This is a genomic window from Paenibacillus sp. FSL k6-2145 (assembly GCF_037976585.1).
In the GTDB taxonomy this organism is placed as follows: Bacteria; Bacillota; Bacilli; order Paenibacillales; family Paenibacillaceae; genus Paenibacillus.
Genome location: NZ_CP150267.1, coordinates 1,439,167 through 1,454,919 on the forward strand (window position 1 = coordinate 1,439,167; position 15,753 = coordinate 1,454,919).

General features: G+C 47.9%; 15 protein-coding genes. All 15 read right to left on the reverse strand.

Going from position 1 to position 15,753, the window contains the following annotated elements; translation table 11 throughout:
* Nucleotides 1-3 precede the first annotated feature (3 nt).
* Nucleotides 4-843 (reverse strand): flagellar hook-basal body protein, encoded by an 840-nt coding sequence (locus NZ043_RS06375; protein WP_338588718.1) that lies wholly within the window; start codon nucleotides 841-843, stop codon nucleotides 4-6.
* A gap of 640 nt (nucleotides 844-1,483) precedes the next feature.
* Complete coding sequence (locus NZ043_RS06380) at nucleotides 1,484-2,368, reverse strand: flagellar hook-basal body protein (RefSeq protein WP_076209801.1); 885 nt, start codon at nucleotides 2,366-2,368, stop codon at nucleotides 1,484-1,486.
* Between the two features lie 102 nt (nucleotides 2,369-2,470).
* Entirely contained in the window at nucleotides 2,471-3,469 is a 999-nt protein-coding gene (locus tag NZ043_RS06385) for a rod shape-determining protein (protein ID WP_133386096.1), read from the reverse strand.
* A gap of 219 nt (nucleotides 3,470-3,688) precedes the next feature.
* On the reverse strand, nucleotides 3,689-3,976 hold the full coding sequence (gene spoIIID, locus NZ043_RS06390) for a sporulation transcriptional regulator SpoIIID (RefSeq protein WP_024632710.1): 288 nt from the start codon (nucleotides 3,974-3,976) through the stop codon (nucleotides 3,689-3,691).
* A gap of 170 nt (nucleotides 3,977-4,146) precedes the next feature.
* Nucleotides 4,147-4,884 carry a M23 family metallopeptidase gene (locus NZ043_RS06395; protein WP_339311074.1) on the reverse strand — a complete coding sequence of 246 codons (738 nt, stop codon included), beginning with the start codon at nucleotides 4,882-4,884 and terminating at the stop codon, nucleotides 4,147-4,149.
* Between the two features lie 347 nt (nucleotides 4,885-5,231).
* Nucleotides 5,232-6,572 carry a stage II sporulation protein D gene (gene spoIID, locus NZ043_RS06400; RefSeq protein WP_339311076.1) on the reverse strand — a complete coding sequence of 447 codons (1,341 nt, stop codon included), beginning with the start codon at nucleotides 6,570-6,572 and terminating at the stop codon, nucleotides 5,232-5,234.
* Nucleotides 6,573-7,041: 469 nt separating this feature from the next.
* Entirely contained in the window at nucleotides 7,042-8,388 is a 1,347-nt protein-coding gene (gene murA, locus NZ043_RS06405) for a UDP-N-acetylglucosamine 1-carboxyvinyltransferase (protein WP_082762960.1), read from the reverse strand.
* Between the two features lie 521 nt (nucleotides 8,389-8,909).
* Nucleotides 8,910-9,167 (reverse strand): DUF1146 family protein, encoded by a 258-nt coding sequence (locus NZ043_RS06410; RefSeq protein WP_339311078.1) that lies wholly within the window; start codon nucleotides 9,165-9,167, stop codon nucleotides 8,910-8,912.
* 606 nt (nucleotides 9,168-9,773) lie between these two features.
* A complete protein-coding gene (locus NZ043_RS06415) occupies nucleotides 9,774-10,178 on the reverse strand; it encodes a F0F1 ATP synthase subunit epsilon (protein WP_091036299.1) in 405 nt (134 codons plus the stop codon).
* A gap of 62 nt (nucleotides 10,179-10,240) precedes the next feature.
* Nucleotides 10,241-11,644: a F0F1 ATP synthase subunit beta gene (gene atpD / locus NZ043_RS06420; protein WP_047840699.1), complete on the reverse strand. Its 1,404-nt coding sequence runs from the start codon at nucleotides 11,642-11,644 to the stop codon at nucleotides 10,241-10,243.
* A gap of 95 nt (nucleotides 11,645-11,739) precedes the next feature.
* The gene (gene atpG / locus NZ043_RS06425; protein ID WP_076209796.1) at nucleotides 11,740-12,612 is read right to left on the reverse strand and encodes an ATP synthase F1 subunit gamma; all 873 of its coding nucleotides are present in this window, start codon (nucleotides 12,610-12,612) and stop codon (nucleotides 11,740-11,742) included.
* A gap of 209 nt (nucleotides 12,613-12,821) precedes the next feature.
* Entirely contained in the window at nucleotides 12,822-14,336 is a 1,515-nt protein-coding gene (gene atpA, locus NZ043_RS06430; protein ID WP_047840700.1) for a F0F1 ATP synthase subunit alpha, read from the reverse strand.
* A gap of 16 nt (nucleotides 14,337-14,352) precedes the next feature.
* Nucleotides 14,353-14,901, reverse strand: a complete 549-nt coding sequence (locus NZ043_RS06435; RefSeq protein WP_036612565.1) for a F0F1 ATP synthase subunit delta — start codon at nucleotides 14,899-14,901, stop codon at nucleotides 14,353-14,355.
* On the reverse strand, nucleotides 14,898-15,386 hold the full coding sequence (gene atpF, locus NZ043_RS06440) for a F0F1 ATP synthase subunit B (protein ID WP_036612568.1): 489 nt from the start codon (nucleotides 15,384-15,386) through the stop codon (nucleotides 14,898-14,900). The genes NZ043_RS06435 and atpF overlap by 4 nt, the downstream gene beginning before the upstream one ends.
* A 113-nt stretch (nucleotides 15,387-15,499) precedes the next feature.
* Nucleotides 15,500-15,724 (reverse strand): F0F1 ATP synthase subunit C, encoded by a 225-nt coding sequence (atpE, locus tag NZ043_RS06445; protein WP_017691934.1) that lies wholly within the window; start codon nucleotides 15,722-15,724, stop codon nucleotides 15,500-15,502.
* Between the last annotated feature and the right edge of the window lie 29 nt (nucleotides 15,725-15,753).

Here is a 15,753-nt window from a genome sequence, read left to right on the forward strand (position 1 = left end):
CTTTTACGCTCTCATATTGTTGGCAAGACCCAACATGGAATCACTTGAAGTTAGCGCCTTTGCCGCCAGCTGATATGTCCGCTGTCCTTGCATAAGCAAAGACATCTCCTGTGTCAGATCTACATTGGATTGCTCCAGAAATCCTGGACGGATCAAGGCAGCCGCTTGACGTGTAGCTGCATTAGCGCCAAACACATCATCCTCGGTTAATCCCGCATCCAGACCAAACAGGTTATCCGCATACTGTACCAGCCCCTCAGGGCGTTCAATGTCTACCACTTGCAGCTGTGCTCCAATGGTTGCGTTTGCCTCATTACCGCGTCGGATTAGCAGGTTGCCATTTTCATCAAAAGCAACTTTGCTATTATTTGGTGCCGTAATACGATTGCCTTGACGATCCAGGGCAAAGTGGCCTTCGCCATTGACCATCACCATCATATCAGGTGAATTCGGAGTAGGCTTAGGTCTTGTATCAGGTACAAAATGAAATGCACCCTGACGTGTCCACATTTTCTCCCCATTCGCTTCAACTGCAAACATCGCATTTCCCTCAATAGCCAGATCGGTCGGAAGGCCAGTCTCGTTCAAGGGGCCTTGAGACATATCCTTCGTCACATCTGCCAAACGAGCACCAAAACCGAGGTTATATCCCATCGGTGTGGAACGTCCATCCAGTTTGTATTTGTCCGGTTGTTGTTGAACCCGGGTCAGCACATCCTCGAAAGCCGCTTGTTTGCTTTTATAGCCTGCCGTATTCACGTTGGCAATATTATCGGAAATGACATCCAGACGCTGCTGTATGGCAGTCATGGAAACCTTGGCACTAATCATGGAATTATTCATTGGTAGTATACCCTCCCTTGTGTCCTGTCCACCCTCCCAAACCCTCCCTAGTAGGGAGGGCCCCAGATGGCGCTGCCCTCTGGACTCCCGAAACAGGCGGATTAGGTAAGTGGGGTACGATCTTGCTAAGTGGCGGTGGTGTGTGTGCGCCGCGACTGCCGTGCTATGATTCCCGCCATAGTTTCACATGGCTGAATCATAACCCGGCACGCTCTTTATGCGGCGTGTAGCTCCGCGGGGTCTCTCCCTGCTTTGCTCCGCAAAGGACTGTCGAGACCGTCGCTGCGCTCAGGTACTGCCACGCAATCCTCGCATAGGCTCGGCTGCGTCTACGCTCTTGCGCTCCGCGGGGTCTCTTCCTTGCTTTGCTCCGCAAAGGGCTGTCGAGACCGTCGCTTCGCTCAGGTACTGCTGCGCATTCCTCGCATAAGCTCGGCTGCGTCTAGGCTCTTGCGCTCCGCGGGGTCTCTCCTTGCTTTGCTCCGCAAAGGACTGTCGAGACCGTCGCTTCGCTCAGGTACTGCCACGCAATCCTCGCATAAGCTCGGCTGCACTTTGTTTGCGCTTCGCGTGAGCCTCTCTGCTTTGCACGCAAAGGGCGTTTGGCTCTCCGCTGCGCGGTTATATTTAAACGTCGGCGTTATACACGCCCGACTTCATTGACGGCTTTATCCAGACTGCGGTCGTAGAATTGTACGACCTTCTGGTTTGCTTCATACGCACGGAATGCGGCGTTCATATCAACCGTTGCCTGTGAAGCATCAACATTCGAGCCTTCCAGGTATCCCTGACGGATCTGCACATTATCACCAGCTGCCATCATCCGGGACGTTGCCCCGTTTGCATCGCTGAGACTGAAATTGCCATTACCTTGACGAACCAGTTGATTCGGCTGGTCAATGACACTAATGCCGAGAGTAACCCCTGTCGGTGCACCTGTTGCTGCATCCACCAAACGGCCTTGCTCATCCACTTTAAATTGCTCTACGGAACCTGTCAACACTACAGGTTGTCCATTATTATCCAACACTTGTGAACCTGTTGAGCTCAGCAATTGTCCCGTTCCTGTGATCTCGAAGTGACCATCGCGTGTATATCCGGTGTTACCTTCTGCATCCTGAACTGTAAAATACGCCTGAGGCTGGTAAGTCACCGTGCCGTCGGCCCGTACAAATTTGCCTGATGCGTCAAACGGGACAGGTTGTCCAGTCTGCGGATCATTGACAGTCATATTGGATGAAATGGAAAAATCATTTTTCTGCCCAGTCTCCATAATAGTCCCTTGCAAATTCATGGACAAACTTTCTTCCGCGAACACCCCCGTGTTCAGCTTGCCCAGCCGCTTTGTTGGAAGATTTGCATCTCCGCCTACCAAAGTAATGAGCATTTCCGGGAAGGAACGGCTTACGCTGTTCACTTGTTTATATCCCGTGGTGTTCATATTTACGATATTCTGTGTTGCTGTGTCATGGCGGCGTTGTTGCGTAATCATTCCCGCAGTAGCGGTGTACAGACCTCTTAACATGAATTAACCCCTCTCCTCAAGCGCTTGACCTGCATCACAGGTTGGCTGCTTGTCCGTTCTGCTTTCCGAGCATGGCGAACCTTTGCTATTTATATCGGCAGATTAGAACTTTTTCTTAACCACCTGATCCAAATTATTAAGCATTATGCCTGTCCCCTTCACGACACAGTGCATTGGATCTTCAGCCACCCATACCGGTACATGCAATTCATTGGACAAAAGCTCGTCCAGTCCGTTCAGCAATGCACCTCCGCCAGTCAATACAACACCACGGTCGATAATGTCCGCTGACAATTCAGGCGGTGTACGTTCCAATACCGACTTCGCTGCCACGATGATGGATTGTACGGAATCCCAAAGTGCTTCCTGTACTTCATTTCCCGATACCGTTACGGTAACCGGCAGACCGGATACCATATCGCGTCCGCGAATGTCCATCTCCGTTTGATGTCCACCCGGATGTACGGTACCAATCGCAATTTTGATATCTTCAGCGGTCCGTTCACCGATCATGAGCTTGTACTTGGCTTTGATAAACTTGATAATGGCTTCGTCGAACTTGTCCCCTGCGACTTTAATAGAAGAGGCGGTGACCACGTCGCCCATAGAAAGGACTGCAACGTCAGTCGTACCGCCGCCGATATCCACGACCATATTGCCGCTCGGCTGAAAAATATCCATTCCCGCACCGATCGCTGCCGCTTTCGGCTCTTCTTCCAGAAACACTTCTTTGGCACCGCTGCGTTCTGCCGCCTCACGGATGGCCTTCTGCTCCACGGAAGTAATGTTCGTTGGTGCACAGATCAAAATTCGAGGGTGGCTGTACCAGCTTCTTGCACCCACACGATTAATGAAATGTCTGAGCATCGCTTCTGTAATCTCGAAGTCCGCAATAACGCCGTCACGCAGCGGTCTAATGGCAACAATGTTACCTGGAGTACGCCCCACCATACGACGCGCTTCTTCCCCAACAGCAAGGACACGCTTCGTATCTCTTTCAATGGTCACGACGGAAGGTTCATCGAGGACAACCCCACTTCCTTTCACGTGAATAAGCACGTTGGCCGTGCCAAGATCAATACCGATATCCTTGCTAAACATAAAAGAGCCCCCAAAGTGATATTATTTGGTCAGCGTATCCTGTGAAAAAGAGTCCCTTATCACGTCACCGCTCGTTCGACAAAGTGCAACATATATATGTAAAAATCGGGCTGATAAGATGTCATAATTCGATCCTGTACCAGCTTTTAACATATCATACTTCAGGGGAGGGATTCAATGCATGTGTGAGCTTTTTGGCCTACGTCTTTGTGAATATGCTTACGATTTGGCGGAAGCCAACACCTCACGTTTCTTGCCACTCGTTTTTTTGTATTTAATTTTGGTCGCTTCACCGCCCCGCAAATGGCGGATGGACTTGTGATACTCCAAAATGTGTTTCACCTGGTCAGCAAGATCAGGGTTGATTTCCGGCAGACGCTCCGTCAGATCCTTATGCACAGTACTCTTTGACACGCCGAATTCTTTGGCTATGGTACGGACCGTATTCCTCGTCTCAACAATGCAGCGACCAATTTTGATGGTCCGTTCCTTGATGTAATCGTGCACGCTCCCGCCTCCCTACTGTGTGGATAGTTTGGTACATTATATGAGGAGCATGCCTATATATTCGCGGTTTAGAGGTGTGACAAGCTTCGAAGGTCCCATTATTTTCTGAAAAGCACAAAAAGAGCAGAGGTTTAACCCTCTGCCCATCATGTTGCTGCGGTAAAATTCATTTATTTTTCCGGAAGATATCCTTGCGGGTTAACCGGCTGTCCGTCTTCGTACACTTCAAAGTGAAGGTGGTTGCCAAGCGTTTTACCCAATTCATTGACGCCAGCGGATGCAATCGCATCTCCCTGTTTCACTTCGTCATCCTGTTTCACTTTGACATCTGCCAGGCTTTGGTATACCGTCTTCAGGTTATCGCTGTGTGTGATTTCCACAACTTGACCTGTGAGCGGATTTTGCTCAACCCGGGTAACTTTACCGGCAAGCGCTGCTTTTACTTCAAATGTTTTGTTATCCCCACGTGCCAGATCCACACCTGTGTTCGGGATGAATGTATCATTGTACTGCACCATTGCCGCTTCATGTTCCTCGGTTGAAGCTTCGCTATCATAGAAAGGTTTTACTACCGAAATTTCGGACGGTACCGCTACCGGCCACACAAAATTCTCCGACTTTGCAACAACTTCCACACTTTCTTCTTCGCCTGCTGCTGTTCCTTCTGTACCCGCCGATGCGCCTGTTTCTACTACCCCGCTAGCAGGGTCCGAGTTCAGCGTTTTGTCGCCTGTGCCCTGATAGACCCACACTAAGGTTAGTATAATGCCTGCTGCTGCGATGTAGGCTGCCGGGAAGACCCAGCGTTTGGACATTGCTCTTTTCCATGAAGAGGGCTGACTAGCCGGTACTCCTTGAGTTGTTTTAGGAGTTTCTTCTTGGACTGATTTTTTGTTTTGTTCATTCATCTTAATCACCTCAGTAACAAGTGTTACCGGGTGCAACTCTTTTATACACGCGCGACTCTAATTATTTTCACGGAGGTTTCAGAGAGTGCTATATATGGTGGAGATGTGCAGCGGGTATGTGCACCGCTCCGGGGCCAGAAAACCTTTCGACCGGCTGTTATCCCCGGATTTCCTAATTATTTCTCCCAATGGAGAAATCCGGTGATAAAGGCGGACGCTTTGCTTCTACAGGTCTTTTCTGTCCCCTGCGCTCTCCATACGCTAGCACTCTCCGCATATATAGCCGAATCTCGAAAGCTCCGGAATGGGTGGTTGGTAGACTGGTCCGGATTGGCTGTACTACTCTCCTACTTCGGTGCAAGCATCTTGGATGCCTGTCCGAATGAAATGCCGGTATAGTAGTGTTTGAGAATCTGGGTGGCCGTGTGTCCCTCCTGCGCCATGCCGTTTGCTCCCCATTGGCTCATGCCAACCCCATGCCCATACCCGAACGTTGTAATCTGGACCTCATCACCTGTGGTCTTCCAACTGAACTGACTGGATCTTAATCCAAGCAACTTACGGACCTCGGGTCCGCTGAATGTTTCACCTGCGATCTGCATTTCCTTAATCCGATGCCCTTTGGTTGTAGACAATACTTCCATCCACGATCCACCCTTCTGAGTGGTAACCGGAATGGCATCCAAGTTCAACTTCTGCAGAATCTCATTACGCTTCATGGTAACGGTTTGCTTGTAGCCTGGTGCCAGATTTTTGTCCCAGGGACTGTCTACACTTTGCAGATACGGTACAGCGTTACCCCATACATCCTCCGCATTCTCGGTATACCCATTACTTGTGGAAAAAAAGGATGCAGTGATTGCCTTGCCCTGGTAGGTCATCACCGTATCTCGACTTTCGCGTACAGCCTGTTGCAGCTTCTCCCATTCCTTTGCCTTCCCTAGACGCGTCCAATCCGCTTTCACCTGATCTGGCGGAATAAACACCTGATGGCTGACCGTATCCGTCACATCCGCCGCACCTGATGGAACACCGCTTGTATCACTAGCAGCAAGTCTTCGCACGATAAATGTACGAGCTGCTATCGCCTGCGCCTTTAACGCCTCCAGTCTGAATTCAGCCGGCATCTCAGCTGCCACAACCCCGGTAACATAGTCTTCCAATGGCAGATTCATCGTTGTGCCCGTTGCAGACAGGTATACGCGCACTTTAGGTTCAGGGTAGGTAACAGGAACGGCTGGCGCAGGAGCTGGGGTTCTTGTACTGCTTGAATCTGTTGGAGCAGGGATCGGCTTTGGTGATTCGCTTGTCCGCGGCCATACCAAAATTACCGGAATCAGCAACGCCATGGCCAATAAGGCAGATACAGCGGCAGCAGGTTGCCATCGCGTCGTATTTCGTCCCCATCGGGGTTTTCGTCCAAATGTACGCATTCGACGACGCTTCACACGGCGGAACTGGTCCAGCTCAATAACAGGTATATGAATATGCTCGGTTGTCTTTCGGTTCAGTTCATCTGTCGACACCCGTCCTGGATTGGATAATCTTGCAGGCTGTGATGGAACAGTCCTCAGGTTCGATGGGGCAGGCTTGTCTTTTTCCACTCTAGAAACGGTATTTCCCTCCCGCTCTTGCATACCTGGACGAGGGACAAGGGGTACCTTTACCTGTACACGAGCTTCTTTCATTCGAATATAACCCTCCGTTATCTATGGCCGGTCATGTGCCGGTCGTGTTGTTCAAATCCATAGTTTAGGTTATGAGCTGGCTTGATCTGATAGAACCTGATTTAAGAGAAACGAGGCCCTATTCGTTCTGTTTAATTTCCTGTTTTCTTTTGCTATGTACCTCTTAGAAACGTTGATCTGTCGCTGAATACCGGTGTTTAGCTGGATCCGACACCCTATATAAAGTTCGCTCTTTCATTTGGTTCAGAATCGATACAGAATACGATGTTATGCTATACAAGTTAGGACCAGCTATTAATAGAATCAGGTATCAAATATCTCGTTGTCTTCTTAAAAGTAAACACAAAAAAAGCCAAGCCAGATGGCTTAGCTTTATCATTTTTTACAATATACGTTCCTTCGCATTCATAATCCACACAACTGTGTGACTCATAATAGGGGGACCATATTTTTTCTATTCAATCCAGTGTTAAGCCAAAGTTGGTTGCACCTTAAACATCGGTACTTCTTTCTCCACTTTTTCACTAGGTGCTTTGGTTGCTTCAAGCTTAGGCTCATCAACCGAGATCCGATAGATGTCAGCGCCAAGTCCGTTAAGCTTCTCAGCGAGATGTACATAGCCACGGTCGATGTGATGAACACCGCCCACTTCCGTTGTACCTTCAGCAACAAGACCTGCAATAATGAGTGCGGCACCCGCACGCAAATCGGTAGCCGTTACTTTGGCACCCTTCAGTTTGGCATTACCTGTGATGATGGACGAACGTCCTTCAACTTTGATCTCCGCATTCATCAATTGGAATTCATCCACATGCATGAATCGGTTTTCAAAAACAGTCTCTGTCACGACACTTGTTCCTTCAGATGCGAGCAAGAGTGCCATCATCTGGGATTGCATATCGGTCGGGAATCCTGGGTATGGTAATGTTTTCACATCCACAGCCTTAAGAGGACGATCTGCGATTACACGCACGCCATTCTCATCCGGTTGGATTGTAACACCCATCTCTTCAAGCTTCGCGATAACGGAGCCTAAATGATCAGAGATTGCACCTTCAATGTACACGTCACCACCAGAGATTGCAGCAGCAGCCATATACGTACCAGCTTCTACCCGATCCGGAATAACTGTGTGTGTAACGCCTGTAAGTTTCTCCACACCTTCAATGCGGATCACTCCAGTACCAGCACCACGTACGATGGCACCCATTCCATTCAGGAAGTTGGCAAGATCCACAATCTCAGGTTCTTTTGCCGCGTTCTCCAGAACAGTTACCCCTTCGGCCAATGTTGCAGCCATCATAATATTTTGAGTGGCACCTACGGAAGCCACATCCAGATAAATTTTCGCGCCACGCAACCGTCCTTGGCTACGAGCTTCGATATAACCTTGGCCCAAGCTGATCTCTGCGCCCATGGCTTCAAAACCTTTCAAATGCTGATCAATAGGCCGTGTACCGATGGCACATCCACCAGGAAGTGAGATTCTTGTATGACCCATACGAGTCAACAAAGGCCCCATGACCAGGAAAGACGCCCGCATTTTACTTACCCATTCATACGGGGCTTCACAGGAAGTAAGTTTCTCCGCATTTACGGTAATCACTTCGTCCCGGTATGTAACTCCCGCTCCCAGCGATTCCAACACCTTGTTAATCGTCATCACATCGTCTAGAGGAGGCGCGTCAATAATAACGCTTTGTCCTTCTTCCCCTAAGAGAGAGGCAGCGATGATCGGAAGAACAGAATTTTTAGCGCCGCTAACTTTGACACTTCCGGTCAACCTTTTGCCACCGCGGACGATAAATTTGCTCATCATGGTTCCCTCCGCGCTTTTATTCCCTTTTCTTCATTCCGGAATACGTAAGCCCCACTATGCTAGAAAGGACTGTTGCTGTGTGTGGAATTTCGACATATTCTGGCATATTGCCACAGATGTCTGTTCAGAAAAGAATTGGTTTTTATAATCCATATCAATGATACCATGTGCCGTGCATCTTGCTGCTCAGCATGTAAAATTAGTGTCTTACAAGCCAGCAGAGCATCAGAACAGACAGAGTGGGATGGTTATTAGCCGGCATGAACCGGATATCCCGTTTATAACTACAAAATAAGTGAACAATTGTGAATTCCCTAACTTCCATCATAACATTGTTGAATTGTACGATACAAGCATTTTTACATAAAACATCTCAAATTCATCCAATTTTACGTCACATTTTTTTCTTAATTTCTTTACCGACAACTCATACTCTAATTGTTAACACAATTAATCGATGTTATTCGACAATGAGCAGCTTGAAGAACCTAACAGATGATTAACCAACCATCTCAACATTAAAACAAATTACGCAACATTTGAGTCCAGGACAAGTAGTCAATGACAAAGCCAGCAACGGCATGCCCCAAAATGATGGCGAGCAACAAATGCAACAGTCTTCCCTGAGCACCTCGTGGTTGCCTGATGATTAATTCCAGTTTGAGATTTGTCAAAGCCCACCAAGACAATGCTATACATAACAGGGAGACGATGATTGAGACCAAGCCATTGGTGCTTAACGCTTGGTTCACCTGATTCGTCAGATCAGTATCCATATATTCTTTACCTCCACATTTGTTGCAGCGATCAGCATATCATATGCCCGGCACCCATAACTTGTTAGTATACTGGAATGTCTTAAGCACAACATACTGAGCGTACTGTCAGATTTACTCCTGCCAGGCAGGAATCTCCTGATGCCCAATCACCGAGCAGCAACAATGCGGCTGTGCATGACTATGGAATCTACTACGCAGCTTCCTGCTTCTGCTGACTCTATGGAATATAGGCTCTTTCATCATACATTGTCAATTACATTGATTTCCACTTCTAAAATATTTTAATTTTAAAATGCCGGGATTTTGTGACTAAAACGACATAAAAGAGCGCTATTTCGATATCGATTCTGTCATTTCCTCGGAAATAATTTATATTTATTCATGAAAAAAATGGTTCTCTTAGTGGTAAATGCGCCCACTACTTTAGTCCTACATTCTATTCAAATCCTCATCATCGGTGAATAATTTGCTTAAAATACTTCTGTTTACTGAAGGGATATGATGGAATTTGTGTCAGCCTTTTTGATATGTTCGATAAAACAATTCTATCAAACAAACTCAAAAAAGCCCGGCAGACTAAGCCGCCGGGCTTCCAAGAATCGTTTATTTGCCGAACACATTAATCCGGTTAACCGCTTTTTGCAGCGCAATCTCTGCACGACGGTGATCAAAGTGGTCCTGATTGCTTTGGCTTGCAAGCCGACGTTCTGCCCGCTCTTTCGCCGCACGCGCACGATCCACATCAATGTTTTCCGGGAATTCAGCACTCTCTGCGAGTACAACAACCTTATCTTTACGTACTTCAATAAACCCGCCACCGATAGCAACTCGTTTATTTTCTTTTCCGTTATGGATATAGATCGGTGCAATCTGCAAAGGTGTAACCATAGGAATATGACCGGGCAGAATGCCCAGTTCCCCTTCAATACCACGAGCCGTAATGCTATTCACCTGTTCTGAATAGACCAAACGCTCAGGTGTTACGATTTCCAACAAAAAGGTGCTCAATTCCATCCCTCCTGAAATATCCGAAGGATAGCCCGCTTCATAAGGACAATCCTGGATTCAGACTAAACCAGTGTTTTGGCTTTCTCCACTGCCTCTTCAATTGTACCAACAAAGAGGAAAGCTGCTTCCGGAAGATCATCATACTTACCTTCGAGAATCTCTTTAAAGCTGCGCACCGTTTCTTTAACTGGAACGTATTTACCCGGAATACCGTTAAATGCTTCAGCAACGTGGAAAGGCTGGGACAAGAAACGTTGGATTTTACGAGCACGGTATACAAGCGCTCTGTCTTCTTCACTCAACTCGTCCATACCCAGGATTGCAATGATATCTTGCAATTCATTGTAACGTGCCAAGATGCGTTTAACGCCTTGAGCTACGCTGTAGTGTTCTTCACCTACAACTTCAGGGGACAAGATCCGGGAGCTGGAAGCCAGTGGATCTACCGCAGGGTAGATACCCATCTCGGAAATTTTACGCTCCAAGTTCGTCGTTGCATCCAAGTGAGCAAACGTCGTTGCAGGAGCCGGGTCAGTGTAGTCATCCGCAGGCACGTAGATGGCCTGGATGGATGTTACAGAACCTTTTTTCGTTGATGTGATACGTTCTTGCAGCTGACCCATTTCTGTTGCCAGTGTAGGTTGGTAACCTACCGCGGAAGGCATACGTCCAAGCAAGGCAGATACTTCTGAACCCGCTTGGGTGAAACGGAAGATATTATCGATAAAGAGCAACACGTCACGGCCTTCTTCATCACGGAAGTATTCCGCCATCGTCAGACCTGTGAGGGCTACACGAAGACGTGCGCCTGGAGGCTCGTTCATTTGTCCGAAGACCATTGCTGTTTTGTTGATAACGCCGGAATCACTCATCTCGTGATACAAGTCATTACCTTCACGTGTACGCTCACCAACACCCGCAAATACGGAGATACCGCCGTGCTCTTGTGCGATGTTGTTGATCAATTCTTGAATGGTTACCGTCTTACCTACACCGGCACCACCGAAGAGACCGATTTTACCACCTTTAGCGTAAGGAGCGAGCAAGTCGATAACTTTGATTCCTGTCTCCAGCATCTCTGCTTGGGTAGTCAGTTCATCAAATGCAGGTGCTGAACGGTGAATCGGGTTCTTGTGCTCAGCAGCTACGGCACCGCCAGTGTCAATTGCTTCGCCGAGTACGTTAAATACACGACCCAGTGTTGCTTCTCCGACGGGTACAGAGATTGGTGCTCCTGTATCTAAAGCTTCCATACCACGAACAAGTCCATCCGTGGAGGACATCGCAATACAACGTACTCGGTTGTCACCCAGATGTTTCGAAGCTTCGAGTGTAAGGTTTACACTAACGCCGCTCTCACTTACTGTAGTGATCGTAATGGCATTGAGGATTTCCGGCAGACCGCCGCGATCAAACTCGACGTCAACAACCGGACCCATGATGCTCACAACGCGTCCTTTGTTCATCTTAACGTTCCCCTCCTACAAGCCTGCTACTTTTGCAAAAATAATGTACCGTTCGTTTATCTTTGCTCTGCAAGCCTTCATTAATAAAAAAACGGTTAGCCTTGTGCTGCGTTGGCACCTGCCACAATTTCCGTAATCTCCTGCGTAATCGCCGCTTGACGGGCACGGTTGTAAGTCAATGACAAGTCATTAATGAGTTTGGATGCATTTTTGGTTGCATTACCCATTGCCGTCATTTTCGCGCCGAGCTCACTTGCCTTACCGTTCAGAAGTGCACCATAGATCAGCGTTTCCGCGTAACGCGGAAGCAAAACCTCCAGTACAGCTTCAGCAGACGGCTCGTATTCGTAGCTTGCCGTTGGTCCTTCCGCAGCAGTTACCTCAGGTGTTTCCATCGGAAGAAGTTTTTCTACCGTAGGAATCTGGGTCAACGCATTCACAAAGCGGTTATAACAAATGTACAATTCATCAAATTCAGCCAGTTCAAACCCATGAACAGCTTCGTGTGCGATGGATTTGATGTCTGCAAATGAAGGCGAATCCGACAGATCCGTTGTTGTGGATGCCATCGCCATCTCACGACGTCTGAAGTAATCGCGTCCTTTACGTCCAATGACGAACAATTCGTAGTCATCCTGGGAGTTGTGGCGCTCTTTGAGCGTCTGATTAACCTGACGCAAAACGTTCGCATTGTATCCACCTGCAAGACCACGGTCCGATGTAATGATCAGGTAAGCTGTCTTTTTGACCGGACGGCTCTCCAGCATCGGATGCTGTATCCCTTGCGTGCTTGATGCAATGCTAGCTACAACCTCTTTCAGTTTCTCCGAATAAGGACGGGCTGCTTCCGCTTTTTCCTGCGCTTTACGCAGTTTTGCAGCAGCTACCATCTCCATTGCTTTGGTGATCTGCTTGGTGCTTTGTACGCTTTTAATTTGCCGCTTAATTTCGCGCATGCCTTTTGCCATGATTTCACCACCTTAAAGTTTTGACAAAGTCAAAACTACATCGTAAGCACAACCCTACTTTGACGGGGTCAAAGTTACTTCGTAAGCATCACCACTAGTTTTGACAAAGTCAAAACTACATCGTAAGCATCATCTTTTTTGACAGAGTCAAAGTATTACATGCAGACATGCGGAATCGGTTAGACAACTCCGCACCTGCAATCATTTATTTAGACAGAGACAGCAAAGCTCTTTCTGAACTTCTCAATTGCACCTTTCAGTGCATTTTCGTTGTCTGCAGTCAATTCTTTAGTATCACGGATGGATGCAAGAATCTCCGGATGGCTGCTCTCCATGAACGCGAGGAACTCACGCTCGAAACGAGTAACATCACCTGTTGGAATCTCATCCAGGAATCCTTTAACCGCAGTGTACAAGCTGACAACCTGTTGTTCTACAGGCAGTGGCTGGTTAACACCTTGCTTCAGGATTTCCATCATACGCGCACCACGATTCAGGCGGGCCTGAGTCGCTTTATCCAGATCGGAACCGAACTGGGAGAACGCTTGAAGCTCACGATATTGAGCGAGGTCGAGACGCAGGGAACCTGCAACCTTTTTCATCGCTTTGATCTGAGCAGAACCACCGACACGAGATACGGAAATACCTACGTTGATCGCCGGGCGTTGTCCAGCATTGAACAGGTCGGCTTCCAAGAAGATTTGTCCGTCCGTGATGGAGATTACGTTCGTTGGGATGTATGCAGATACGTCGGAAGCTTGTGTTTCAATGAACGGAAGTGCGGTTAAAGAACCACCACCAAGTTCGTCATTCAGCTTCGCAGCACGCTCCAGCAAACGGGAGTGCAGGTAGAAGACGTCACCAGGATAAGCCTCACGGCCCGGTGGACGACGAAGCAACAAGGAAAGCTCACGGTATGCAGAGGCTTGTTTGGTCAAGTCATCATAGATGACCAGAACGTGCTCGCCTTTGTACATGAAGTACTCACCCATCGAACAACCGGAATACGGTGCGATGTACAAGAGTGGTGATGGATCAGAAGCTGCTGCAGTTACAACAATTGTGTACTCCATTGCGCCTTTACGACGAAGAGTTTCCACAACTTGAGCAACCGTAGACTGTTTCTGACCAATAGCCACATAGATACACTTCATGCCGCTACCTTTTTGGTTCAGGATCGCATCAATCGCGATTGATGTTTTACCTGTTTGACGGTCACCAATGATCAACTCACGTTGTCCACGACCGATTGGAACCATTGCATCAATGGCTTTGATCCCTGTTTGCATCGGCTCATGAACCGATTTACGATCCATTACACCTGGTGCTTTACCTTCAACTGGACGGAATTCCGTTGTAGCGATTGGCCCTTTGCCATCTACAGGAATACCGAGCGGGTTCACAACGCGTCCAATCAATGCTTCGCCTACAGGCACTTGCATGATTTGACCAGTACGTTTCACTTGGTCACCTTCACGAATATCGTAGTAAGGTCCCAGGATAACGACACCGACATTGCTTTCTTCGACGTTCATGGCGAGTCCCATAACACCGCTTGGGAATTCAACCAACTCGTTGGACATGACGTTCTCAAGTCCGTAAACACGAGCGATACCATCACCAACCTCGATTACCGTTCCGACTTCGACTACATCGATATCGGTCTTGTATTGTTCGATTTGGCTCTTAATTAATGTACTGATTTCTTCTGGTTTGATACTCAAGTGTCCTCACCCCAATCTACTGTACTCGTCTGTTAAAAGACTGCTCAAGACGTTCGAGCTTGCCAGCCAAGCTGCCGTCATAGATCGTATCGCCAATGGCGACTTTCAATCCGCCCAGCAGAGTCGGATCAACAATGTTCTCGATACGAATCTTTTTATTCACACGGCCACCGAATTCACGGGCTACCGCTTCTTTTTCTTCATCATTCAACGCATAAGTCGAGTAGACACGTGCATCAGCGATGCCCAGCGACTCACCTTGGATCTTCCGATAATCATTCAGCAAGTCTCCCAGCAATTCAACGCGTCCGCGTTCAATTAACAACAAGACTGTACGAAGGACAGAATCGGATACCTTGCCATCAAGACTTGAGTGAATCACGTTCTGTTTGGCTTCATCAGAAATATTAGGGGATACGATAAATTTCTCGATATCTGCATCTCCGGTCAATGCACTGACTACTGCAACCAGTTCCTGTTCAACCTCAAGCACCTGCTGTTGCTGAAGAGCAACTTCGAACAATGCTTTCGCATAACGCTTGGCAACAATCGTATCGCGGCTCATTGTCGGCCTCCTACCTCATTGAGGTATTGGTTCACAAGCTCTTCTTGTGCAGGACCGTTCTCAACTTCTTTTTTGATCAACTTGGATGCAATCTGAACGGAAGCTGTACCCAGTTCGCTGCGAAGTGCTGCGACTGCTTTGTTCTTCTCGCTCTCGATTTCGCGTACTGCATCGTCTTTCAGACGATTAGCTTCAGCTTTTGCATCAGCCAAAATCGATTCAGCTTGTTTGCCACCCGTTTGTTTGGACTGTTCAATGATGTCGTAAGCATCTTGGCGTGCTTGCTCAAGAGCTTGTTTTTGTTCCTCCACATAGGCAATGGCCTGTTCCCGAGTCTGTGCAGCCTCATTCATCTGCGTCATCACGAGTTCACGACGTTTTTCCATAATGGAGAACAAAGGCCCGAAGGCATAACGGCTAAGCAGCCAATATAAAATTGCAAATGCAACAATCGCAAGAAGCGTATTTTCCCATATGAAACTCAATCTGTTCACTCCTTCCTGGAGGTATCCTTGAAACGTCATCCGTTAGAACGGACATTACCTAAAAAGAAGGCGCGGATGGCTATGGCCTTCCCCGCCAAACCTTTAAAATTTAATTAAGCCATACCGTAGAACATGAACGCGAGTACCACACCGATGATCGGCAATACCTCGATCAAACCTACACCGATAAACATAGTTGTTTGAAGAGTGGATTTTGCTTCCGGTTGACGGGCAATACCTTCCACCGTTTTGCTGATTACCATACCGTTACCAATACCTGCGCCAAACGCGCCCAGTCCTGCAACAATTGCTGCTGCGATTAATGCCATTGCTCCCATTTGTATATCCTCCTTAAAATGATAAATCG